This window comes from Duganella fentianensis (assembly GCF_964031615.1).
Taxonomy (GTDB): Bacteria; Pseudomonadota; Gammaproteobacteria; order Burkholderiales; family Burkholderiaceae_D; genus Rugamonas; species Rugamonas fentianensis_A.
The window spans coordinates 62,049-85,290 of record NZ_CAXIQN010000018.1 but is presented as its reverse complement, the minus strand read 5'-3'; the positions used below and the strand labels follow the sequence as shown (position 1 = coordinate 85,290).

Below are 23,242 nucleotides of genomic sequence, written 5' to 3'. Positions count from 1 at the left end.
CAGGAATACAGCGCAGCCTGCTGCCACTGGATTCAACTGGAACGCAGCGCTTTGACGGCGCTTATTCGCGAAAATACTCATTTAATGTCCCCTCAACACACGACACAAAAGTTAATTCCCGCAAACATCAGCCGCTCCGCAAGCCGGGGCGTCTCAAACTACACGGGATCCAAGGAAAAACAACGTTCTTAAGACGTTCTGGAAAGAATTTTGTACTAAAACTAGATTCTATGTCAAACAAAAGCACAGCCAGCTACGCTTGAAAACACGCATACAAGCGGGTTTCCCTAGCGAATACGGCCTTCTCGTTGTATTTCGGCTACAGCAACTGAGCAAAGAACTTGTAGTGGAACTACATATTTCCAACCAAGACCACTTTTTTCTGCAAGAATTTTTCAACATCCAGCCGCCTATCGGGCACTAAACAGACGGGAGCGGGATGGCACGGAGACAAATTTCAGGCAAACTTTGTATTTTGACTAAAATTGCTTTTCACCCCCACCACAATCTATGCACTTTTTTGACGCAAACTATTGGCTATTAAGGCAAAGTGGTTGAAAAGCAATAAAAAATACCGTCTGTAGTACGACTACTCACCTCTAACGGAGACTACATGAACAAGCGTCTGCTGCTGGTCGCTCTAGCCAGCCTGATGGTAGGTGGCGCCAGCGCCGCCCCTGCCGATTACCGCATCGACCACATGGAACCGCCCAGCTGGTGGACCGGCATGCACGAACGCAGCCTGCAGCTGATGGTGCATGGCCCGCAGGTCAGCCAGCTCACCCCGCAGCTGCACTACCCCGGCGTGACCATCACTTCGGTGGAGCGGGTGGACAATCCCAATTACCTGTTCATCAATCTGCGCATCAGCGCCAGCGCACGCGCGGGCGAACTTGATCTGACATTTGTCGCCCCCGCACAGGCGGGCGCGGGCAAACAGGCCGGCGCGCCCAATGCCGCCGCCCTGCACTACCGCTATCCGCTGCAGGCGCGTGCTGCAGGTTCGGCCCAGCGCCAGGGCTTTGGCCGTGCCGATGCCATCTATCAGGTCATGCCAGACCGCTTTGCCAATGGCGATGCAACCAATGACAATGCGCCCGATATGCGCGAACAGGCCAGCCGCGCCGAGGCTTCCGGCCGCCATGGAGGCGATCTGCGCGGCATCACCAACCATCTCGACTACATCGCCGCCATGGGCTACACCCAGTTGTGGCCTACCCCGCTGCTGGAATCGAATATGCCGGCCTATTCGTACCACGGCTATGCCGCCACCCACCACTACCGCATCGACCCGCGCTACGGCAGCAACGAGGACTACCGCGCCATGGTGGCGCAAGCCCGTAGCAAAGGGCTGGGCGTGATACAGGACGTGGTGCTCAACCACATCGGCAGCCAGCACTGGTGGCTGCAAGACATGCCGGAACCGGACTGGCTGACCTATCAGGGCAAGTTCGTCCCCACCGAACACCACCGCGTCGCCGTGCAGGACCCGTACGCATCACAGCAGGACAAACGCAACTTCACCGAAGGCTGGTTTGTCGAAAGCATGCCCGATCTGAATCAGGCCAATCCCCGCGTGGCGCGCTACCTGATCCAGAACACCCTGTGGTGGATCGAATATGCCGGCCTGTCCGGTCTGCGCGTGGATACCTACAGCTACTCCAATACGGACTTCCTCAGCCGCTGGTCGGCCGCCGTCATGGCCGAATACCCGCGCCTGAATCTGGTGGGCGAAGAATGGAGTACCCACATTCCCGTGGTGGCGCACTGGCAGCGCGGCAAACCCAATGCCAACGGCTATGTGTCGCACATGCCCAGCATGATGGACTTCCCGCTGGCCGATGTACTGCGCCGTGCGCTGGCCGCACCCGAGGGCGGCGATTACAGCCTGACTAGCCTGTACGAAGCGCTGTCGCAGGACTATCTGTACGCGGATGCAGGCAATCTGGTGCTATTCGAGGGCAATCACGACATGTCGCGCCTGTTCAGCGAACTGGGAGAGGATGATCAGCTCTACCGCATGGCGCTGGCCTTTGTGGCGACCGCGCCGCGCATCCCGCAGTTCTACGCCGGCACGGAAATCCAGATGCCGAGCACCACCAAGGGACGCGACGATGCTTCCTACCGGCGCGACTTCCCCGGTGGCTGGCAAGGTGACGCTATCAATGCCTTCACGGGCGCCGGCCTGACACCGCAGCAGAAATCCGCGCAGGACTACATGAAGAAGCTGCTCAACTGGCGCAAGAGCGCCAGTGTGATCCATCACGGCCGCACCATGCATTTCGGACCTGAACAGAACACCTACGTCTACTTCCGCTATGATGATCAGCGCAAGGTAATGGTGGCATTCAATAAAAACTCCACCGAGACGGTACTAAACACAGCACGTTTTCAAGAGATGCTGAAGGGTGCCCAGAGCGGCACGGATATCATGACTGGCCAGCGTGTCACGCTGGGTCAACAGCTTACCTTGCCGGCGCGTTCGGCACTGATACTGGAGATTGCCCCTTGAAGCCCCACCCGCATATTCTCTCTGCCAGCATCCACATCGCTCTCGGCCTGCTGGCCGCTAACGCATTGCTGGCACAGGCCAGCACGCTAACAGTCAGCTATCCCGTACCGGCAGCCGCGCCCTACACGGTGCAGTACAGCGTCACGCCACTGGAACAGGGACTACGCCGCTACACCCAGCGCAGCAGCATGCCGGTACGCGTGGGCGAACAGGAGATCAGCTACAGCGAAGTGGCCGGTCAGCCCGTCGTCCGCAGCGGCAATGCCGGCTTCGACGCGCTGTTCTCGCTGGCCGGTCTGGAAATGGGACAGAATTCCGTCAGCCAGATCCGCGACGGCAGCTACAATAACGGTCAGCCGATCAGCTGCAACTGCTTCGAGACGGGCGAATACTGGCACTACGTCTGGACCCGCGATCTATCGTATGCAGCCTCGCTGGGGCTGGGCATGCTGGACCCGCGCCGCGTGCGCAATTCGCTGGAATTCAAGCTATCCGGCTATCGCACCGGCATCACAGCTGCCAGCAATGTGGCCGGCAGCAGCGACGGCCTGCAGATCATTCAGGATACCGGCAGCGGCGGTAGCTGGCCCGTCAGCACGGATCGTGTCAGCTGGGCTTTCGGTGCCGACGAAGCGCTCAAGGCGCTGGCGCCGGACGAACGCCGCGCGTTTGCCCGCACGGCCCTGCGCGCCCTGTCCAACACGCTGGAAAACGACCGGCTGGCAGCCTACGATAGCGGCGACGGCCTGTACACGGGAGAGCAGTCCTTCCTCGACTGGCGCGAACAGAGCTATGCGCCATGGATCACGGCCGATCTGGCCAGCATGGCCAGCAGCAAAGCCCTGTCCACCAACGCGGCCCACTACAAGGCGCTGACGCTGGCGGCACAACTGGCCGGCGAGCAGCAACAGCCGGAACTGGCGCGGCGTTATGCCGGCTGGGCAGAAGATCTGAAGCGTGCCATCAACCAGCGCTTATGGCAGGCCGATAGCGGCATGTACAGCAGCCTGACGGCCGGCCACTTCGACAGTGCGCCACTGTACAAATACGACTGGCTGGGCCAGTCGCTGGCCATCATCACCGGCATTGCCGATGCGCGTCAGGCCGCCAGCATACTGGCGCACTATCCGCACGGCCCCATGGGTGCGCCCGTCATCTACCCGCAGCAGGCCGATACGGCGATCTACCATAACCGCGCCATCTGGCCTTTCGTCACGGCTTACGGCCTGCGCGCGGCCGCCATGGCAGGCAATACCGCCGTGGCCGATGCCGCCTATCAGACCCTGATGCGTGGTGCGGCCACCAATCTGTCGAATATGGAAAACATGGAATGGCTGAGCGGCCTGCCCATGCTCAAAGACCAGCACGAAGGCAAAGACCTGAGCGGCCCCGTGATTAATTCGCGCCGCCAGCTTTGGTCGGTGGGTGCCTATCTGGGCATGGTGGTCGGCCATGTGTTCGGCGTGCAGACCACCCAGCAGGGCATCGCTCTGCGCCCCTTCATCACGGCACAACTGAGGCGCGAACAGTTTGCCGGCAGCGACAGCATCAGCCTGCAACACCTGAACCTGCGCGGCAAGCAGCTACAAGTCACCTTGCGCCTGCCTCCCGTCAAACAGAGCGATGGCAACGGCTATTACAGCGTCGCCGGCATCAGCCTGAATGGCAAACCAGCCGATAGCAATATCGACTGGGCTGCACTGGCCGAGGACAACCTGATCATCATCACGCTCGGCGCGCTGCAGGCGGGCCAGCAGCAGATCCACAAAGTCAGCGCAGCGCCACTGGCACAGGACAGCAGCGTGACAGCTCCAGCCGAACCGCCACTGCCCGTGCTGGCACGTGGCAGCTTCGGCTTCCCCACTCTGAGCTTTGGCGCGCCGCCACAGGGCGTGCGCTACAACGTCTACCGCAATGGCCGACTGGCCGTGCAGGGGCTGACCAGCCAGAGCTGGGCAGATCGCCGTGCGCCGCTGATGGGCAAGGGAGCTGCGGACAACCTGTGCTACAGCTTGGAAGCCGTGCATCAGGCCAGCGGCCTGCGCAGCCACCATACGCCGCCCGTCTGCCTGCACAGCGGCGTGGAAATTGCGGCCGATGATATGCGCGTGCAGTCCAGCATCAGCCCGCAGCAGGGCCGCATTGCCAACTGGGGCGCCAGCAGCGATACCTTGGTAGTGAACCAACTGAAGGTAGAACGGGCTGGCCGCTACGCCGTGCAGCTGAAATACCGCAACGCGGCGCACCAGATCAATCTGGGCATCAGCGGTGGCGTCAAGTGGATGACCCTGAGCGACAGCAACCAGCGCATCGTTGCGCAAGGCGTGGTGCAACTGCCGCACAACGCTGCCGTAGGCTGGTCCACGCCGCTGACGGCACAACTGCAGGCAGGCAGTTACCGCCTGCAGCTGAGCGACTTCTACAACATGAGCTACCTGCAGAGTAACAGCAGCTATGGCGATGCGGGCGGCAAGCAAGGGCCGTCCAACCGCTTCGATCTGTACGGCTTGCGCCTGCTACCATTGGCTGCCGCTGGCGCAGACAGGCCGGCGCGCAGCCCAGCCCGCGCGGCAGCAGGAAGCGGCGCGACCGCAACTGCCAGCGCTGCGGCCGAGCCGCCACCTAAGCTGCCACCTAAGCTGCCGGCGCTGTCACCGCAGGGCAGCGTAACGGTCACGCCCCCGCTGGCCTCACCCCAGCTGGGCAACCAGCGCCAGCTACGTATCTACCTGCCACCCGGCTATGCGCGCGATACGGCGCAGCGCTATCCCGTACTGTACATGCATGATGGCCAGAACCTGTTCGATCCTGCCACGGCAGCCTATGGCGCCGCATGGGAAATGGCCAGCGTGATGGATCGATTGATTGCCAGCGGCGAAATCCCACCCGTGATCATCGTCGGCATCGACAACAATGCCGACCGCATCCCCGAGTACACGCCCTGCTGCGATCCGCAGTATGGCGGAGGCAAGATCGATGCCTATCTGGCCTTCATTACCGACACCGTCAAGCCGTGGGTCGACTCCCATCTGCGCACCCGCCCCGAACGCGAACACACGGCCGTAATGGGCTCCTCGCTTGGCGGGCTGGCCTCGGTCTATATGGCGCAAAAGCGGCCCGATGTTTTTGCCATGGCGGCCAGCCTGTCCGGCTCGTTCTGGTGGAACCAGCAGGCGCTGATCCGCCAGCCACCGGCCCATCTGCCCGTGCGCTTCTATCTTGATGCGGGCACCAGCAGCGATGGTCTGGAACAGACAGAAAAAATGCGCGACGCCTTGCTGGCACAAGGCTATCGCGCACATACGGAACTGGAATTCGATGCCGCCGAAGGCGCCATCCACAATGAACGTTCATGGGCAGCGCGGGTAGAACGGCCGTTACGCTGGCTGTTCGCTGCCCGCCCCGCTAGCAGCCAATAATCGTCCCATCCCCCGCCACCCGCCAGCAGTGACGCACTAGCCGTCACACAGCAGCAACCCGCGCAGCACCAGCTGCGCGGGCCCGAGAGCTTCAGGCCGGTGCTGCCAGCAAGGCGCGCTTCGGCGCTGCCGCCAGTCTGACCCCACCCTGCAATTTAAACACGCTGACAGCATCCGTCAGCCGTGCTGCCTGCTGCTCCAGCGCTTCTGCTGCCGCAGCCGATTCTTCCACAAGTGCCGAGTTCTGCTGGGTCACGCTATCCATCTGGCTGATGGCGCTACTGATCTGTTCAATGCCATCGCGCTGCTCGACACTGGCCACACTGATCTCGCTGATGATGGCCGTGACGCGCTGCACACTGGCCACCACTTCGCCCATCGTGGCCCCCGCTTCGCCCACCAGCCGGCTACCTGCTTCAACCCGCTCGACCGAATCGCCAATCAGTTCCTTGATTTCTCTGGCCGCTGCCGCCGAGCGCTGTGCCAGATTGCGCACTTCCGTCGCCACCACAGCGAAACCGCGCCCCTGTTCGCCCGCACGCGCCGCTTCCACGGCCGCATTTAGCGCCAGAATATTGGTCTGGAACGCGATGCCATCTATGACGGAAATAATATCGACGATCTTGCGCGACGATTCGTTAATCGACCCCATGGTACGCACCATCTGCTCGACCGCATCGCCACCTTTGGCAGCCACCGACGATGCCGCGTCAGCCAGCCGGCAGGCTTCCGTCGCATTGACATTGTTCTGCTGTACGGTGCTGGTCAGTTCCACCATCGCTGCGGCGGTTTCTTCCAGCGAACTCGCCTGCTCTTCCGTGCGTCCCGATAGATCGAGATTGCCTTTAGCGATTTCCGACGACGCCATATAGATGCTGTCCGTCCCTTCGCGCACTTTGCCGACGATATCGCTCAGATTGCTCTGCATCTGCTTGAGCGCGCCCAGCAATTCGCCGATTTCATCCTTGCCATGTACCTGCACTTCGGTGCGCAGATCACCTGCCGCCACCGTCTGCGCCATGTCCACTGCTGCACTGAGGGGACGGGTAATGCTGCGGATCAGGGCCACCACCGTCACCCAGCCCACCATCAGCGTCACCGCCAGTGTGATGCCCATGGCCAGCACTGCCTTGTCATGCGCGGACTGGTTGGCGAGCGCCATTTCCTCCGTCAGCCGCTGCGATTCCTTGCTGATGTAGGCCACGATCTCGTCGATTTTCTTGGTCGGCTCGCGGTCCACGCCTTTGACCAAACCATCGACGATGTGCACACTTTCGGGATTGGCGCTGTCATACTGCTTGAGCGCCGACATGTATTTGCTGACCAGTTCATTCTGGGTGCGGATCGCCTCATCCACCAGTGGCGTACTCAGTTCGAGTTTTTTAAGCAGATCGTCCAGTTGCTTGAGTTTAGCGCGCGTCTGTTCGCCGCCTTTAACGAAAGCATCGCTATATTTTTGCAGTGCTGCCGGATCATTGCCACGAATGAGGATGTTCTTCCATTCCTGCACCTGTATCTTGAATTCCACCTGCGCCGCACGGGCAGCATCGATGGCCTGACTCAGCGCCACCGAACGCGCCATCGCTTGCGCGCTGATATCGTTGGTATCGTTGAGCGCACGCCAGCCGCCCGTGGCGACGATCGATAAAGCGATAAAGAAAAATACCCCGAGTAAGCGCAGCCTGAGACCTATCTTCAGATTCGACAAATTCATGACTTCCCCCTTGGCAACAATTCGGAACCATCATGCCCGCCTTGCATGGAAAGACCAACACAAACGACGGAAAAATTTAACAAACTGATTTTTCTTGCAACACTTTCAAATGACTAGCAACTGCCCCGTAATCTTAGGCAGAGCCGAATTCGATCCGGTATTTATTGGTCGCTTCCGTATTCGGTGGAAACACTTCGCTGCCGATATAGCGCAGTCCCAGCTTTTCCAGCAGGCGGATGGAATTCACATTGTGCGGTTTCGTAATGCCCATCAGCGCAGGCAATTTCAACTGCTGGCGTGCATAGTCCAGTACGGCGGCAGCGGCTTCATAGGTATAGCCCTGGCCGAAATAGGCGGGCCGGATGGCATAGCCGATATCCACCTCGGGGAGCGTGTCGCGCTTGATCAGACCGCACAGGCCCAGCGGCTGACCATCGCTCTGACGCTCCATTACATACAGCGAATGACCGTGCAGCGCCTGCATGGCCATCGGCCCTTCCATGATGGCGGTACGCGCCCCCTCGACACTGCGCACACCCTTGTCGCCGATATTTTCCAGCCAGGTAGGATCGTTGACCAGCTCGAAATAAAACGCCGCATCGTCAGGATGCATGGTGCGCAGGTGCAGGCGCTCGGTACTCAGTATCTTCATGCTAGAAATCAACCTCGAAAAACAGGACACTGCGCGGCAGGCCATATGACGATGCGTGCACTTTGCCTGAGCGCAACAGAAGGGATGATCTGATTGTCGAGGATTTCATACGGCAAGTCCAGCCTGCCCTGCCGAACTGTGGCTTCTAGCGCTGCAAGCGGAAATCCACTTGGGCGGGACGGCCGGCAAGATGCAGTCGGCTCACGGCGGGCGGCGCTTCGGCGATCACCTTACCACGCCGCATCACCAGCCGGCGCGCAGCGCGCAGCCGGATCGCGGCCACCGGATCGGGCGCATCGAGCAGCACCAGATCGGCATGGTTGCCCACCGCCACACCATAGTCGCGCAGCCCGAGGATACGGGCTGGCGTGCTAGTCACCGCCTGATAGCAGGCACGCATGGCGTCCTGCCCCGTCATCTGGGCCACATGCAGACCCATGTGCGCTACTTCCAGCATATCGCCCGAGCCCAGGCTGTACCATGGGTCCTGCACGCAATCGTGGCCGAACGCCACCTCGACACCGGCCGCCAGCAGTTCCGGCACGCGCGTCATGCCGCGCCGTTTCGGATACGAGTCGTGCCGTCCCTGCAGGGTGATGTTGATGAGCGGATTGGCGATCGCTGCCACACCCGCTTCGCGTATCAGCGGCAGTAACTTGCTCACATAATAGTTGTCCATCGAATGCATGGAAGTCAGGTGCGAGCCGGCCACCCGCCCCTGCAGCCCCAGCCGCTGGGTTTCATAGGCCAGCGTTTCGATATGGCGCGACAGTGGATCATCCGATTCATCGCAATGCATGTCCACCATCAGCCCACGCTCGGCTGCCAGTTCGCACAGCAGCCGCACCGAGGTAGCACCATCGGCCATGGTGCGCTCGAAATGAGGTATCCCGCCCACCACTTCGACGCCCATATCGAGCGCACGGCGCAGATTGGCCAGCGCCGTCGTGCTGCGCAGCACCCCATCCTGGGGAAACGCCACCAGTTGCAGATCGAGGTAGGGAGCGACCTGACGCTGTACTTCCAGCAGGGCTTCCACTGCCAGCAGGCGGTCATCGCACACATCGACGTGGGAGCGGATCACCAGCAGGCCCCGTGCCACCGCCCAGTCGCAATACTGCAGCGCACGTTCGATCAGTGCCTGCTGGGTCAGTTGCGGCTTCAGTTCGGCCCACAGCGCGATGCCTTCCAGCAGCGTGCCGGAAGCATTCACCCTTGGCAGGCCATAGCTGAGGGTGGCATCCATGTGGAAGTGGGCATCGACAAACGGCGCACTGAGCAGATCACCGCGCGCATCGATTTCCTGCGCCCCGCGCAGCGGCAGGGCAGGCCCGATGGCCGTGATGCGTCCGGCTGCAACTGCCACATCCACCCCGCGCTGGCCATCGGCCAGACTGGCATTGCGGATCACTGTATCGACCGTCACTTCCATCTGCGCTCCCGCTTATTTTTTCCAGTAAGAGAATTCTGTCTCGTAGCACTCGGTCTGCAATTCCGCGATACGGTCCTGCATGGCTGCCTGCGCATCGAGGATGGCCTGATTGTAGACAGAGGGACCGATTTCACGCAAACAGAAATCCAGCAGCAGGCGCGCCTTCAGATCGCCCAGTTCCTCATCCAGTTGATCAGCACAATAGCGCTGTATAGAACCGATCAGACGCTGCTCCACATCCTTGTCCAGCTTGATCGCCATGGTGGCGTCCTTTCATTGAAATACATAATTTATTGCGCCGCAGTAATTCATTGGCAGCAAGATACGAAAATGCTTTTCAAGCCCTATATTCAAGGCTAGAATCAAATTATTGCATCGCACCAAATCTACCGGCAAAGCGCAGTCGTGCCGACATTCTAATCGCCCAGGAGAAACCATGTCTTCGATCACCGAACAGTTTTCCGTAGCCACCCGTAGCCAGCTGGAAAACCAGATCACCCTGCTCAACACGCTGGCCAGCAGCGCCGTGGCCAGTGCCGAGAAGCTGTTTGCCCTCAACCTCAACACCACCCGCGCCAGCGTGGCCCAGAGTTCGGCCAATGCGAAAAAGCTGCTGGAAGCGCGCGGTCCACAGGAGCTGTTCCAGCTGAACCAGGCCGACACGGTGAATTTCGATCAGTTCTTCGACTATGGCCGCACACTGTATGGCATCGCCGCCAGCGCCCAGACGGAACTGCTGCAGAGCGCCAAAGCCAGCCTGGAAAAGCTCACTCCCTTCAGCGCTGCAGCGCCAGCAGCCGCACCAGCCAAAGCGGTCGCACCGAAGCTGGCTGCCCCCAAGCTGGCCGCCGTCAGCAAGGCCGAGAGTGAAAAGCCGGTGGCCGCCAAGCCAGCCGCGAGCAAACCTGTCGCCGCCAAGCCGCTAGCCGCCGTTGCGCCTGCCGTAGTGGTGGAAGCAGTGGCGGTGGAAGTTGTCCCCAGCGCCCCCGTGCAAGCCCAGCTGATCGAAGCAGAAGTGGTGGAAGCCAAACCCGTGCCAGCGACCAAAGCCCCAGCTAAAGCCAAACCCGCCGCCAAAGCCAAGAAATAAACCTGCGGGGTCAGGTCGGGCAAAGTGCAGGTGTCAGGTCGGGCACAGGGGCAACGCTTGAGTTTGTCCCTTTGCCCGACCTGACCCCGAATTGCTTTGGTGTATGCTAGCGGGCTGTATGCTTCATGCTGGGTTCTATGGCAACACTTTCTCGATTGATAGGCGGCTTTGTGCGCCAGCACCGCCGCGCTTATGCGCTCTCGGCCATCATGCTGGCTGGTGTCGCCACACTGACCATCTGGGTGCCGCGCAAAGTGGGCGCCATGATAGACGGGCTAGCCAGCCACACGCTAAGCACCAGCGAGCTGCTACACGAAATCGTCTACCTGCTGCTGATCGGCGCAGGCATCTACTTCCTCCGTGTGGGCTGGCGCCAGATTCTGTACGGCGCTGCCTACCAGCTGGGCGTTTCCCTGCGTACCCGTTTGTACACCCGCCTGACTTTGCAAGGACCGGCGTTCTACCAGCAGCAGCGCACGGGCGACCTGATGGCGCTGGCTACCAACGATATCGATGCGATCGAAATGGCGGCCGGCGAAGCCATGCTGGCCGGCTTTGATGGTGCACTCACGCTGGCCATGGTGCTGGGCGTGATGCTGCTGGGGGTGGACTGGCGGCTGGCCTGCATCGCCCTGCTGCCCTTCCCTCTGATGGCGTGGTCATTCTGGTTCATTTCCGGCCACATTCACACGGCGGCGACGCAAACCCTCAAGCACTTCAGCGCCCTGAACGACCACGTGCAGGAAACCCTGTCCGGCGTACGCACCTTGCGCGCGCTGGGGCTGGAGCAGCGCAGCGCCAGCCATTTTTCTACGCTGGCACAACAGGCTTCCGATGCCAGCCTGCGCGCGCAGGTGTGGGAAGCGGCCTACGAACCGGCCGTGGGCCTGACGCTGACGGCGGCCGGTGGCCTGACACTGGGACTGGGCGGCTATCTGGTCTGGCAGCAGCAGCTGACTATCGGTGCGCTGACCAGCTTTTCCATGTATCTGGGCCAGCTGATCTGGCCCATGTTCGCGGCCGGCTGGGTGCTTTCGCTGATCGAACGGGGGCGCGCCGCTTGGCAGCGCCTGCAGCCCATGCTGGATGCCCCGCTGGCGATCGACGATCACGGCACGCTGGCGCAGGTGGGCGCCGGCCCGCTGCAACTGCAGAACGTGAACTACCACTATCCGCAGCAAAGCGCCGCAGCACTGGACCACATCAGCCTGACGCTGGCCGCCGGCCAGACGCTGGGACTGGTGGGGCCAACCGGCAGCGGCAAGAGCACGCTGCTGCGCGTGCTGCTGCGCCAGCTCACGCCGCAATCAGGCAGCGTGACATGGGCCGGCCAGCCGCTGGCCGACTACCAGCTACAGGCGCTGCGCGCGGCGATCAGCTGGGTGCCGCAGGAATCCTTCCTGTTCTCCGCTTCGATTGCGGAAAACATCGCGCTGGCGCGCCCCGATGCCAGCAGCGCCGAGATCGAACAGGCCGCCCGCCTGGCCGATATCCACGACGATATCCTACGCTTCCCGCAAGGCTATGCCACGCCCGTGGGCGAAAAAGGCATCACCCTGTCCGGCGGCCAGCGCCAGCGCGTGGCCATCGCCCGCGCCCTGCTGGCCGATAACGATCTGCTGCTGCTCGACGATGCCCTGTCGGCCGTCGATACGGGCACGGAAACCCGCATCCTGCAGCATCTGGAACAGCTGCGCCAGCAGCGCACGGGGCGCAGTGCCATCATCGCCAGCCACCGCCTGAGCGCTGTCGTCAACGCCGATCTGATCGTGGTGCTGCGCGCCGGCCGCATCTGCGAAACGGGCAGCCACCAACAGCTGCTGGCCGCCAACGGCTGGTATGCCAGCCAGTGGCGCTATCAACAACTGGAAGCCAGTCTCGATGCATCCTGAATCCCCCAACAAAACCTCGGCGGCGCAGGCCTTCCGTCCCGCGCTGGCGCTGCTGCAGCGCGCTGCCCGTCCCGACCTGCATCACCTGTGGCGCGCCATCGTCTGGCTGGTGCTGGCCGCCCTGTTGGAAGTGCTGGGCCCCATCATGGGCAAGGCCCTGATCGACCAGCACCTGCTGCCCCATCATCTGGACTGGCCGCGCATGGCCGCCCTGCTGGCCGGCGTGGTGCTGACCGGCTGGATCGCCAGCGGCCTGCGCTACCTGCAACTGGTGCGGCTGTCCGGTCTGGCCATGCGCTCGGTGATGCGGCTGCGCGAAATGGTCTACAGCCATGTGCTGCAACTACCTATGGCCTATTTCGACCGCGCCATCACGGGCCAGCTGGTCTCACGCGTAACCAACGATACGGAAGCGGTAAAGACCCTGTACATACAGGTGCTGTTTGTGATGCTCGATAGTTCCATCGTACTGATCGGCACGGTGGCCGCGATGGCGTGGCTGGACTGGCACCTGATGCTGATCGTACTGGCCCTGCTGCCCATGGTGCTGCTGATCGTCTGGCTGTACCAGCGCTGGAGCGCACCGGCCGTGACGCGTGCCCGCGCCCTGCGCAGCGACATCAATGCACAGATGGCCGAATCCATCGCCGGCATGAGCGTGCTACAGGCCAGCAATGCCGAGCGCCGCTTCGGCCAGCGCTTTGCCCGCACCAATCAGGACCACTACCACACCCGTCTGGCCGAACTGCGCGCCAATGCGTGGCTGCTGCGCCCCGCGCTCGATCTGTTCAACATCATCCTGCTGGCTGCAGTGATTTTCCTGTTCGGCCAGCGCCCCATGACGGCGGCCGAAGTGGGCGTGCTGTATGCATTCATCAGCTATCTGGCACGGGTAATCGAACCGCTGATCCAGATCACCATGCAGTTCAGCCAGCTGCAGCAATCGGTGGTGGCCAGCGCCCGCGTTGCTACCCTGCTGGACGAAACCCGCGCCGACGAACATAACGGCAGCGCCCCACTCGCTGCCAGCACTGGCGCAACCGCAGACGATACCGTCGCCGTCAGCATCGACCATCTGAGTTTCGGCTATCACCCCGATACGCCCGTGCTGCACGATCTGTCGCTGCAGATTGCCAATGGCAGCTATATCGGCATCGTCGGCCACACGGGTAGCGGCAAGTCCACCCTGCTAGCGCTGCTGCTGCGCTACTACACGGCGCAACAGGGCAGCATCCGGCTGTACGGCATGCCGCTGGCAGGCATTGCCAATCAACGCTTCCGCGCCGAAGTGGGACTGGTGCCGCAGGATCCCTTCCTGCTGGCTGCCTCGGCAAGAGAAAACATCGACATGGGCCGCGGCCTGTCCGATGCTGCCATCGAGGCAGCGGCACGCGCTGCCCATGCCCACGATTTCATCTGCGCACTCGAACAGGGCTATGACAGCCCACTGGGCGAAGGCGGTTCGCGCCTGTCGGTCGGCCAGAAGCAGCTACTGGCGATTGCCCGCGCACTGGCCGGCCAGCCACGCATTCTGCTGCTGGATGAAGCCACATCGCACATCGATTCGCAGACCGAACAGATCGTGCAGACGGCGCTCGATGCCCTGCGCGGCCGCGTCACCGTGATCGCGATTGCGCACCGCCTCTCCACCATCCGCGATGCCGACCGCATCATCGTGCTCAACCACGGCCGCATCGCCGAGCAAGGTGCGCACGAGCAACTGATGCAAATTAACGACGGTATCTACCAGCGCTTATACCTGCTACAACAACTGGACGCTTGAAACTGCCTGAAGCAAGCATTATATTTTTCTAAGATTCCGCCGCGCGCCGGTGCAGCAATCCAACAGTTGCACCGCCGGGGCCGCAGAAACTGTGGCGTTTTCACCAAAATCACAGGGAATGCGGCATTTCCAATCAGCAACAAGAATATAATCAGCTACACATTTATCCAGGCCATCATCTGAGGAGAGCGATTGTTGGCTGCACGCACCCATCACCCCCGGCAGCAGACCGGCGCGATCGCGCTGGCCGCTGCATTGCTGTTGACGCCGCTACTGGCCTCGGCACAGGCCGAGGGTTCCGGTATGTATCAGCGCATCCTCGACATCCGTGATCTGAGCCGCTTCGTTCCCGAAAAAGCCCTGACCCAGTTGCAGGCATTGCAAGCCCGAGCCGAGCAGGAGCCACCCGCCACCCGCGCCGAACTGCTCAACCAGCTCAGCGTAGCCTACCTGCGCAGCGGCCAGCTCGATGCGGCGCTGAACGCGGCGGAACAGTTGATCAGCTATGGCCGCGCCCAGCAGGACGACGCCATGCTGGCCAAAGGTCTGCTGGCCAAGAGCTATGTGCAGTTCGAGAAGGCCGATGCCCGCACGGCCTACCAGCTGGCGGCAGAAGCGGAAAAGATCGCCGCCAAAACCAGCAATCTGGCATTGCGCTCGCAGGTGGAAATCACCATGAGCCAGGTGTATGCGGAACAGGGCGATTTCCCCAAGGCGCTCAGCAAGTTGCAGCAGGCGCTGGATACGGCCAAGCTGGCCACGGAAGATCCCGTCATGCTGTTCGGCGCGCTCAACACACTGGTGCAGCTGTACACCCAGATGAAGGAGTATGACAAGGCCGATAGCGTGCTGCAGGAGCTGCTGGCACTGGCCGAGCAATTGCATTCGCCGGGCCGCATGGCCACTGCCAAGACCACCGAATACGGTCTGGCCATCGACATGAAGCAGTACAAGCGCGCTATTCAGGCGCAGCAACTGGCGCTGGATCTGATGCGCAAACTGGGCTCGGAGCGCATGATGGGTCTCGCGCTCGGCAATCTGTCCGACGCCTATCTGAAGCTGCTCGACTACCCGCGCGCCGCCCAGTATGCGGCCGAATCCTTGCGCTCGACGCTAAAGTCGGGCGACCGCAGCATGGAATCCACTGCGCGCGGCAATCTGGCTCAGGCCTACCTCGGCATGGGCCGCATCACCGAAGGCAAGCGGGAATATGAACAGGCGCTGGCGCGCTACGAACAGGAGAACAACAAGCCGCTGCTGCAGGCCGCCCTGCGCGAATACGGCGAAGCACTGGAACGGGTAGGCGATATGGCCGGCGCCGTCTCGGCCTATCACCGCGAGCGCACCATTTCCGACCAGCTGTTCGAACGGGGCCGCCAGCAGGCCGTGCTGGAACTGCAGGAAAAATACGAGACAGAGAAAAAGCAGCGCCAGATCGAACTACTGAGCCGCGACAACCAGCTCAAGGGCACCGAACTCGATAACAAACGCCTGCAGCAGCGCGTCTGGTGGCTGCTGGCACTTGTGACGGCGCTGGGCGCCATGATCGTCGGCATGCTGTACCGCCGCGTGCGCCATGCCAATGCCCAGCTGGAAGTGAAGAATCTGGAACTCAAGGCGCAGTCGGTACGCGATCCGCTCACGGGCCTGTACAACCGCCGCCACTTCCAGGACTTCATGCGCGCCCTGCCCCTGTGCGATCAGCGCGACGCCGAAGTCGTGGGCGCCCTGTTCCTGCTCGATGTTGACCACTTCAAGCATATCAACGATAGCTACGGCCATGCGGCCGGCGACGCCGTGCTGAAAATGCTGGCCGAGCATCTGCGCGAGGCGCTGCGTGAAACCGATATGATCGTGCGCTGGGGCGGCGAGGAATTCCTCGCCTACCTGCCGGCCGTATCGCGCCACGGCATCGACGATGTGGCGCGCCGCATCCTGCGCAGCATCGCTGCCCAGACCGTGGAGTATCAGGGTCACAGCATCACGGTGCAGGTCTCAGTCGGCTATGCGCCGTTCCCGCTGGCGCCGGACGGTACACCGCTGCCGTGGGAACGGGTGGTGAATCTGGTCGATATGGCGCTGTATCTGGCCAAGGCACATGGCCGTCACCGCGCCTACGGCGTGCGCGGTTTCGCCAACTTCGAACACACCTCGCTGGAAGCCATCGAGCAGGATCTGGAACGGGCCTGGCGCGCCGGCTTCGTCGATCTGTCGGTGGTTCTGGGCGATGCGCCCGATGCCGTGCCGCCCAGCCCGAACGAGCTGAATAACGTGGTCCACATCAAGCACGCCCATAAAAATAGCCACGCTACCTGAGTCGGTAGAGTGGCTATCGCTACTGGCGTCGCGGCGGTTTTGTCTGCCGCCCGCCCAGGCTAACGCTTATTCTGCGTTGATTTTCTTCGGTGCGGCCGGTGGTGCGAAGGCGATGCTTTCCGTTTCCGGTGCGCCCTCCAGTGCCTCCGACTGTTCCAGCCAGTTGCGCAGCTTTTCCATGCGGCGGATCAGAATACCCTTGTGGCTGATATACCCCACCTGCTCGAAATTTTCCGCCTTGACGGTCATCTTGGAAACCGTCGGCAGATTGTCCACCAGCCGGTCGAAGGCCTTGCGCGCCTTGTGTTCCCACTTCTGCAGGTGCGGTTCGTTGAAGCGGTTGCTCTCGTAATAGATCGTCAGCGTGCGGTCGTGATTACCAAAGCCGACGATGGCCGCCCCCTTGCGCACTGTTTCCAGCAGATCGGGCTTGATGTTCGGCGTCGGCACGAACAGCGCCGCGCGGCCTGTCGCATCCGGCCGCTCATACGGCAAATCCTGTCCCATTAATACGCTCATCACGCTTCCTGTTGTTATGTTGCCTTTAGGCTATATTTCGATTCTATCCTGCGATTTTGCACAATACAAGGAGAAAGCGCAGTAACGTGTCGTTGCGGATAATCATCACGGGGCAAGTCGTATAATGCCGGCTGTCCCGTTTTTATGGCGCTTGCGCCCCTGTCAACATGAACTCCCCTACCCCTGCCAGTGCCAGCACCGCCAGCCGTTTCGGCGTAATTCCCGAATCCGCGGTGGACACGGCGGCTATCAATATTGGCAATACGGTACGCATCGCCATCGGCCTGACGGAACAGCAAGCCGCGCTGATCGTGCACGACCAGCGCACCGATCTGAACCGCGCGCTGACAGAAGGCTATCGCCGCAGCCTGCCGCAGGCCGAGTTTATTGATTTCGACAGTGTCACGCCGGAGCAGGTACTGGCCGCGTTCGACCGCTATCAGGCCGGCGATCTGGTGGTACTGCTGCAGTCCACCAGCTTCCGGCTGGAAGCCTTCCGCATCCGTATCGAACTGTTTAAACGGGGACTGAAAGTGATCGAGCACGTGCATCTGGCGCGCATGCCTGATACCGCGCAGGGCCTGCTGTACATCGATGCGCTGGCCTACGATCCGGCCTACTACCGCGGCGTGGGCCATGCGCTCAAGGCCTGCATCGATTCGGCGCCGTATGGCGTGGTCGATAGCGGCCATGGTGAAAAGCTGGTGTTTGGTTCGCCGTTCGAGAGCGCCAAGCTGAATATCGGCGACTACAGCGCCATGCAGAATGTGGGTGGCCAGTATCCGCTCGGTGAAGTGTTCACCGAGGCGCAGGATCTGGAAGCGGTGAACGGGCGCGTACGTATCTATGTATTCGGTGATACCAGCTTCCGCGTCAACCAGCCGGCCACGCCGATTACCCTGATCGTGGAAAAAGGCCGCGTCATCGGCACCGAAAACAGCACGCCCGAATTCGACACCGTGCTGGAATTAATCCGCGCCCATGAAGGCGAAGTGTGGTTGCGCGAACTGGGCTTCGGCATGAACCGCGCCTTCTCGCGCGAACGTCTGGTGGCCGATATCGGCACCTACGAGCGCATGTGCGGCATCCACCTGTCGCTGGGCGCCAAACACGGTCAGTACGCCAAGCCGCAGTTCCGCCGCGCCGACACGCGCTACCACATCGACGTTTTCGCAATTACCGAAGGGGTGTATCTGGGCGAACAATGCGTCTACCGCGACGGCGCATGGCAGCTTGCCCCTGTGGCCGGCTACTAGGCGCCCAGCAGCCCGGCGGCCATCAGCTCGCGGTCCCATGGCGGCGCGGGCTGGTATTCGGCCAGCAGAAAATCGATTAATGCACGTACTTTGGCCGATGGCTGGCGGCTGGCGGGATACAGTGCGCTCAGGTGATTGAGCGGCAGCGTCCAGTCCTGCAGCACGGGCACCAGCGTGCCCGCCAGTAGTGCACGCCATGCGAGAAACGTGGTGTTGTAGACGATGCCCAGCCCGCGCTGCGCCGCCTGCTGCAGCACCAGTCCATTATTCGCCGTAAAACTCGCCGCCACCCTTACCGCGGCACGCTGCTCGCCCCTGCTGAACTGCCACAGCGTACCATCCGTCAGGTGACTGAAATGCAGGCAGCGGTGCTGCTGCAGTTCCTGCGGATGGCGCGGCATTCCGTAACGCTGCAGATAATCGGGCGAGGCGCACAGAATGGCGCGGCAGGGCGCCAGTGGGCGCATGGCCAGCGCATGCACATCCGGTATGCCGCCAACGCGGATAGTCAGATCAAATCCGTGCGCAATCGGGTCCAGCAATGCGTCGTCCACATACAACATTGGCGTCAGTTGCGGGTGCAGTGCGCTGAAGCGTGCCACCGCATCGGCCAGCCACTCGCTGCCAAAACTCGACGGCGCCTGTATCCGCAGCGGCCCGGCCAGTCCTGCACCGGCCGTGGCCTGGCTCACCTGATGCAGCGTGCGGGTGGCTTCCTGCGCCTGTGCCAGTGTGGCCTGACACGGCGCCAGATACGCCAGCCCCGCATCGGTCAGACTCACTTCGCGGGTGGAACGGTGCAGCAAACGGGCCTGCAAACGGTCTTCCAGCTGAAGTATGTGCTTACTGACCATGGCTCGCGTCAGGCCCAGCCGGCGCCCCGCCTCGCTGAAACTGCGCCAGCGTGCCACCTCGACAAAGATTTCCATCGCCCGTAATTGATCCATGCCGCCATTGTCTCGATTCTGACGACAATGTGTCAACCATAGCCCCATTGTGAGCAGTCGGTTGTCGCCCTAAACTGCCAAATTGCACTGTATTCGCCCTCGAAACCGGAAAACGCCATGCTGACTGACATCCAGAAACAAGAATATCAACGTGACGGCTACATCGTCCTGCCCAATTTCAAAAGCGCCGAACAGATCGCTGCCCTGCGCGCCCGCGCCGAGCAGATCGTCGAGGAATTCGATCCCAGCCAGCGCTCCGGCATCTTCAGCACCATCGAGCAGGAAAAAACCAATGACGACTATTTCCTCGGCTCGGACAACACCATCCGCTGCTTCTTCGAGGAAGAAGCCTTTGGTGCGGACGGCCAGCTGAAACAGGCCAAGGCCCTGTCGATCAACAAGATCGGCCACGCCATGCACGATCTCGATCCCGTGTTCCGCAGCTTCTCCACCGATGTGCGGCTGGCCGAACTGGCACGCGATCTGGGTCTGGCCGAAGCGCAGGTGTGGCAATCCATGTACATCTTCAAGCAGCCCGGCATAGGCGGCGAAGTACGCTGGCATCAGGACGCCACCTACTTCGACACCAACCCGATCAGTGTCACCACCTTCTGGTTCGCACTGGAAGATGCCACCCTGCAGAACGGCTGCCTGTGGGCCGAACCGGGCGGCCACAAAGGGCCGATGCGCGAGCGCTTCCTGCGCAACGGTAACGAGCTGCGTATGGAAACCCTGAGCACTCAGCCATGGCCGGACAACAGCACCGCCGTGCCGCTGGAATGCAAGGCAGGTAGTCTGGTGTGCTTCCACGGCCTGCTGCCGCACTACAGCGCACCGAACCGCTCGCCCATCTCGCGCCATGCCTACACCCTGCACGTGACCGACGGCGCCACCGAATACTCGCCGCAGAACTGGATACAGCGCGATGCGGCCTTCCCCGTGCGGGGCTTCATCTGATGAAGATCGAAATCTTTGCCGCCCACTGGGGCAATAACGAACTGGCGCCGGAAGTCTTCATCGAGCGCGTCAAGCAGGCCGGTTTCGACGGCATCGAAATGTCGCTGCCGCTCGATGGCGCCCAGCGCGAGGAATGGACCAGCCGCATCGCCGCGGCAGGACTGGGGCTGATCGTGGCACAGTGGGAAACCGTATTCCACAGCGATTTCGAGGCGCACCGCGCGGCACTGGAACAGCTGCTACACAATGCCTGCGCGGCCCGTCCGCTGCATGTGAATTCGCACACAGGCAAGGACTACTACACGCACGAGCAGAACCTGCAGCTGCTGCAGCTGGCAGCCGATATCTCGCGCCAGCACGGCGTGCCCATCGTGCATGAAATCCACCGCAGCCGTTTCAGCGGCCACCCCATGCTGCTACTGCCCTATCTGCAGCAAATGCCGGAGCTGCAACTGACAGCCGACCTGTCGCACTGGTGCTGCGCCTGCGAATCGCTGCTGGAAGACCAGCCGCATACGCTGGCCGCCACCCTGCCCCATGTGCGTCACATCCACGCCCGTGTGGGCCATGCGCAAGGCCCGCAGGTGGCTGACTTCCGCGCACCGGAATCCGCCGCGGCACTGCAGGCGCATCTGGGCTGGTGGGATGAAATCATCCGGCTGCGCCGCGCCGCCGGTGCCAGCCGCATGACGCTGACGCCGGAGTTCGGTCCCGTGCCATATACCCAGACCCTGCCCTATACGCAGAAGGAAGTCTCGAATGCGTGGGAACTGAATGTAGCCATGCTGGAGCTGCTGCGCCAGCGCTACGCCTGAAGCATCCGTCAGAGCGCCGCAAGCTGCGGCGGCTCAGGCTGCTGCTCCGGCGGCAGCACCAGCGGCAGCACCAGCGTGACCGTGGTGCCTTTGCCTGCCAGCGACTCCACCTGTATGGTGCCGCGCAGGACGCCGGTGACGATGTTGTAGACGATGTTCATGCCGAGACCGGAACCGCCCTGCCCCAGTTTGGTGGTGAAGAAGGGATCGAAGATCTTGCGCAGCGTCCCCGGCGACATGCCCACGCCATCGTCGGCAAACCGCAGCGTGACGGCATCGGCACTATCCTGCCAGCCTTCGATGCTGATGCCGCCGCACTCGCGCCCGTCAAAGCCGTGCAGCAGCGCATTGCCGATCAGATTACTCAGCACCTGACTCAGACTACCGGGATAGGAATCAAACTCCACCCCGGACGGCAGATTCACCGTGACGTTGCAGGCATTGCGGCGCAGTTGCGCCGCATAGGTCGCCAGCGTGTCATGCACCACTTCATCGAGCTTGAAGCGGCGGCGCTGGCCACTGGCCTGATCCACCGCCACCTGCTTGAACGAGGTAATCAGATCGGCCGCGCGGGTCAGCGAACTATTCATGATGTCGCAGGCTTTGCGCGCATCCTGCATGTGGGCTTCCAGTGCCGAGCGTTTCAGCCCGCCATCGTGGGCGAGTTTATGTTCCAGTTCGCGCACCATATCGCTCAGTGCACTGGCCGTCAGCAGGCTGTTACCGATCGGGGTATTCAGTTCGTGCGCCACACCGGCCACCAGTGCCCCCAGTGCCGCCATTTTTTCCGAAGTCAGCAGATTGGTCTGGGCCTGCTTCAACGTCTCCGTCAGCGCGGCCAGATCGGCGCGTGCCTGTTCCACCTTGAGCTTCTGGCGTTCCAGCTCGGCCAGACTGTATTCCAGCCCGTGGCGCGCTACCGTCATGCGCCGCGTCGACACTAGCAGCGCGGCGATCAGCGCGCTGATGATCACACCGGCTATGCCTATCAGTATTACCGGCCATGGCGCACGCGTGTAGCGGCTGCCGGCATAGCCTTCCATCGTCAGTTGCCACTGGCGCATGCCCACCGCGAGCGGCTTCTGCACGGCCAGTTCTTCCAGCACAGGAGGTGTAGCCTGCGCCAGCGTGCCGCGGTTGCGGCTATCGAACATCAGGGTCTGATCGCTGGCCGCCAGTGCTGCTGCATCCTGCTGGTAGCCACGGTCATGAATACGCACATGCAGCTGATCCAGCATGGCCGGTTCGATCACTTCACGCATCAGCGTATTGACCTTGAACACGATGGCCACAAAGCCCACCAGCGCCGCGTCACGCTGGGCCGCTGTCTGCAGCGGCGCGCCATTGCGGTAGACCGGCGCGCGCGCGACGAATCCGGGCTCACCACTACTATCCTGCACCAGCGTAATCCGTTCGGTGGCAACGATCTGGCCGCTGTCGCGCCCCAGTTCCAGCGCGCGCCGGTGCGGCGGTAGCGCTGCCAGATCCAGCCCGAACGCCGCTTCGTTGCCTTTCAGGGGCTCGGTGTATTCGATGATGTAATGGGGCTGCTGATTGCTGGCCGGATGCACGCTGAAAGCGGGATAGCCTTGCTTGCGCACGGCGGTACTGAAATCCTGCAGACGCTGATCCGGCACGCGCCGCACAAACTGTATGGCCTGAAAACCCGGATAGCGCTGATCCAGTTTCAGTTCGTTGACATAGCGCTGGAAGCGCTGCCGGTCCATGCTGTCATCCAGCGCATACACACCCTTGATCGCCAGCAGCACATCGAAATAGGTCTGCAGCCGGTTCTCCGTATCGCGCACCACTTTCTCGGCATCGCGCTCGAAGTTACTACGGATCTGGTGCTGCTGCGCCGTCAGCACAATCTGACAAGTCGCCGCGGTCAGGCATAAGCCTATGAAAAAAGCCAGATAGCCGCGCGACTTGAGCATG

General features: G+C 61.9%; 16 protein-coding genes. 9 read left to right on the top strand and 7 right to left on the bottom strand.

The genetic code is table 11. From position 1 onward, the window contains the following. Window positions 1–613 precede the first annotated feature (613 nt). Window positions 614–2,512, top strand: a complete 1,899-nt coding sequence (locus tag ABNT42_RS12110) for a glycoside hydrolase family 13 protein (protein WP_348697268.1) — start codon at window positions 614–616, stop codon at window positions 2,510–2,512. Beyond that, the gene (locus ABNT42_RS12105; protein ID WP_348697266.1) at window positions 2,509–5,931 is read left to right on the top strand and encodes an alpha/beta hydrolase-fold protein; all 3,423 of its coding nucleotides are present in this window, start codon (window positions 2,509–2,511) and stop codon (window positions 5,929–5,931) included. The genes ABNT42_RS12110 and ABNT42_RS12105 overlap by 4 nt, the downstream gene beginning before the upstream one ends. A 91-nt stretch (window positions 5,932–6,022) precedes the next feature. On the opposite strand, the gene ABNT42_RS12100 is transcribed toward ABNT42_RS12105, so the two are convergent. The 4 genes from ABNT42_RS12100 to ABNT42_RS12085 all read right to left on the bottom strand — a co-directional run bounded on the left by ABNT42_RS12100 (window position 6,023) and on the right by ABNT42_RS12085 (window position 9,990). Next, entirely contained in the window at window positions 6,023–7,645 is a 1,623-nt protein-coding gene (locus tag ABNT42_RS12100; protein WP_348697265.1) for a methyl-accepting chemotaxis protein, read from the bottom strand. A 133-nt stretch (window positions 7,646–7,778) separates the two neighbouring features. Then, a complete protein-coding gene (locus tag ABNT42_RS12095; RefSeq protein WP_348697263.1) occupies window positions 7,779–8,297 on the bottom strand; it encodes a GNAT family N-acetyltransferase in 519 nt (172 codons plus the stop codon). Window positions 8,298–8,442: 145 nt separating this feature from the next. After that, a complete protein-coding gene (locus ABNT42_RS12090; RefSeq protein WP_348697262.1) occupies window positions 8,443–9,729 on the bottom strand; it encodes an amidohydrolase family protein in 1,287 nt (428 codons plus the stop codon). 12 nt (window positions 9,730–9,741) lie between these two features. Then, complete coding sequence (locus ABNT42_RS12085) at window positions 9,742–9,990, bottom strand: DUF2164 domain-containing protein (protein WP_348697260.1); 249 nt, start codon at window positions 9,988–9,990, stop codon at window positions 9,742–9,744. 175 nt (window positions 9,991–10,165) lie between these two features. Here ABNT42_RS12085 and ABNT42_RS12080 point away from each other — a divergent pair, with 175 nt between their 5' ends. From ABNT42_RS12080 to ABNT42_RS12065, 4 genes are all read left to right on the top strand, one after another. After that, window positions 10,166–10,819 carry a phasin family protein gene (locus tag ABNT42_RS12080; protein WP_348697258.1) on the top strand — a complete coding sequence of 218 codons (654 nt, stop codon included), beginning with the start codon at window positions 10,166–10,168 and terminating at the stop codon, window positions 10,817–10,819. Window positions 10,820–10,956: 137 nt separating this feature from the next. After that, the gene (locus tag ABNT42_RS12075) at window positions 10,957–12,711 is read left to right on the top strand and encodes an ATP-binding cassette domain-containing protein (protein ID WP_348697257.1); all 1,755 of its coding nucleotides are present in this window, start codon (window positions 10,957–10,959) and stop codon (window positions 12,709–12,711) included. Next, window positions 12,701–14,494 carry an ABC transporter transmembrane domain-containing protein gene (locus tag ABNT42_RS12070; protein ID WP_348697256.1) on the top strand — a complete coding sequence of 598 codons (1,794 nt, stop codon included), beginning with the start codon at window positions 12,701–12,703 and terminating at the stop codon, window positions 14,492–14,494. Before ABNT42_RS12075 ends, ABNT42_RS12070 begins: the two co-directional genes overlap by 11 nt. A 195-nt stretch (window positions 14,495–14,689) precedes the next feature. Then, window positions 14,690–16,810: a diguanylate cyclase gene (locus ABNT42_RS12065; protein WP_348697254.1), complete on the top strand. Its 2,121-nt coding sequence runs from the start codon at window positions 14,690–14,692 to the stop codon at window positions 16,808–16,810. A gap of 66 nt (window positions 16,811–16,876) precedes the next feature. On the opposite strand, the gene ABNT42_RS12060 is transcribed toward ABNT42_RS12065, so the two are convergent. Continuing rightward, window positions 16,877–17,329: a hypothetical protein gene (locus ABNT42_RS12060; RefSeq protein ID WP_348697252.1), complete on the bottom strand. Its 453-nt coding sequence runs from the start codon at window positions 17,327–17,329 to the stop codon at window positions 16,877–16,879. 167 nt (window positions 17,330–17,496) lie between these two features. On the opposite strand from ABNT42_RS12060, the gene ABNT42_RS12055 reads away from it, so the two are divergent. Then, complete coding sequence (locus ABNT42_RS12055) at window positions 17,497–18,585, top strand: hypothetical protein (protein ID WP_348697250.1); 1,089 nt, start codon at window positions 17,497–17,499, stop codon at window positions 18,583–18,585. Here the strand turns inward: ABNT42_RS12055 and ABNT42_RS12050 are convergent. Next, window positions 18,582–19,532: a LysR family transcriptional regulator gene (locus tag ABNT42_RS12050; protein ID WP_348697248.1), complete on the bottom strand. Its 951-nt coding sequence runs from the start codon at window positions 19,530–19,532 to the stop codon at window positions 18,582–18,584. The two genes, ABNT42_RS12055 and ABNT42_RS12050, sit on opposite strands and share 4 nt — an antisense overlap. A gap of 117 nt (window positions 19,533–19,649) precedes the next feature. Between ABNT42_RS12050 and ABNT42_RS12045 the strand changes: the two genes are divergently transcribed. After that, complete coding sequence (locus ABNT42_RS12045) at window positions 19,650–20,489, top strand: phytanoyl-CoA dioxygenase family protein (protein WP_348697247.1); 840 nt, start codon at window positions 19,650–19,652, stop codon at window positions 20,487–20,489. Continuing rightward, on the top strand, window positions 20,489–21,304 hold the full coding sequence (locus tag ABNT42_RS12040) for a TIM barrel protein (protein WP_348697245.1): 816 nt from the start codon (window positions 20,489–20,491) through the stop codon (window positions 21,302–21,304). Before ABNT42_RS12045 ends, ABNT42_RS12040 begins: the two co-directional genes overlap by 1 nt. 8 nt (window positions 21,305–21,312) lie before the next feature. On the opposite strand, the gene ABNT42_RS12035 is transcribed toward ABNT42_RS12040, so the two are convergent. Further along, window positions 21,313–23,241: a CHASE domain-containing protein gene (locus ABNT42_RS12035; protein ID WP_348697243.1), complete on the bottom strand. Its 1,929-nt coding sequence runs from the start codon at window positions 23,239–23,241 to the stop codon at window positions 21,313–21,315. Between the last annotated feature and the right edge of the window lies 1 nt (window position 23,242).

Excerpts from the sequence above, each read along its gene's own strand:
- ABNT42_RS12090 (WP_348697262.1), bottom strand. The coding sequence starts at position 9,729 with ATGGAAGTGACGGTCGATACAGTGATCCGCAATGCCAGTCTGGCCGAT.
- ABNT42_RS12110 (WP_348697268.1), top strand. The coding sequence starts at position 614 with ATGAACAAGCGTCTGCTGCTGGTCGCTCTAGCCAGCCTGATGGTAGGT.
- ABNT42_RS12070 (WP_348697256.1), top strand. The coding sequence starts at position 12,701 with ATGCATCCTGAATCCCCCAACAAAACCTCGGCGGCGCAGGCCTTCCGT.
- ABNT42_RS12040 (WP_348697245.1), top strand. The coding sequence starts at position 20,489 with ATGAAGATCGAAATCTTTGCCGCCCACTGGGGCAATAACGAACTGGCG.
- ABNT42_RS12075 (WP_348697257.1), top strand. The coding sequence starts at position 10,957 with ATGGCAACACTTTCTCGATTGATAGGCGGCTTTGTGCGCCAGCACCGC.
- ABNT42_RS12060 (WP_348697252.1), bottom strand. The coding sequence starts at position 17,329 with ATGAGCGTATTAATGGGACAGGATTTGCCGTATGAGCGGCCGGATGCG.
- ABNT42_RS12050 (WP_348697248.1), bottom strand. The coding sequence starts at position 19,532 with ATGGATCAATTACGGGCGATGGAAATCTTTGTCGAGGTGGCACGCTGG.
- ABNT42_RS12045 (WP_348697247.1), top strand. The coding sequence starts at position 19,650 with ATGCTGACTGACATCCAGAAACAAGAATATCAACGTGACGGCTACATC.
- ABNT42_RS12095 (WP_348697263.1), bottom strand. The coding sequence starts at position 8,297 with ATGAAGATACTGAGTACCGAGCGCCTGCACCTGCGCACCATGCATCCT.
- ABNT42_RS12100 (WP_348697265.1), bottom strand. The coding sequence starts at position 7,645 with ATGAATTTGTCGAATCTGAAGATAGGTCTCAGGCTGCGCTTACTCGGG.
- ABNT42_RS12080 (WP_348697258.1), top strand. The coding sequence starts at position 10,166 with ATGTCTTCGATCACCGAACAGTTTTCCGTAGCCACCCGTAGCCAGCTG.
- ABNT42_RS12035 (WP_348697243.1), bottom strand. The coding sequence starts at position 23,241 with ATGCTCAAGTCGCGCGGCTATCTGGCTTTTTTCATAGGCTTATGCCTG.
- ABNT42_RS12055 (WP_348697250.1), top strand. The coding sequence starts at position 17,497 with ATGAACTCCCCTACCCCTGCCAGTGCCAGCACCGCCAGCCGTTTCGGC.
- ABNT42_RS12085 (WP_348697260.1), bottom strand. The coding sequence starts at position 9,990 with ATGGCGATCAAGCTGGACAAGGATGTGGAGCAGCGTCTGATCGGTTCT.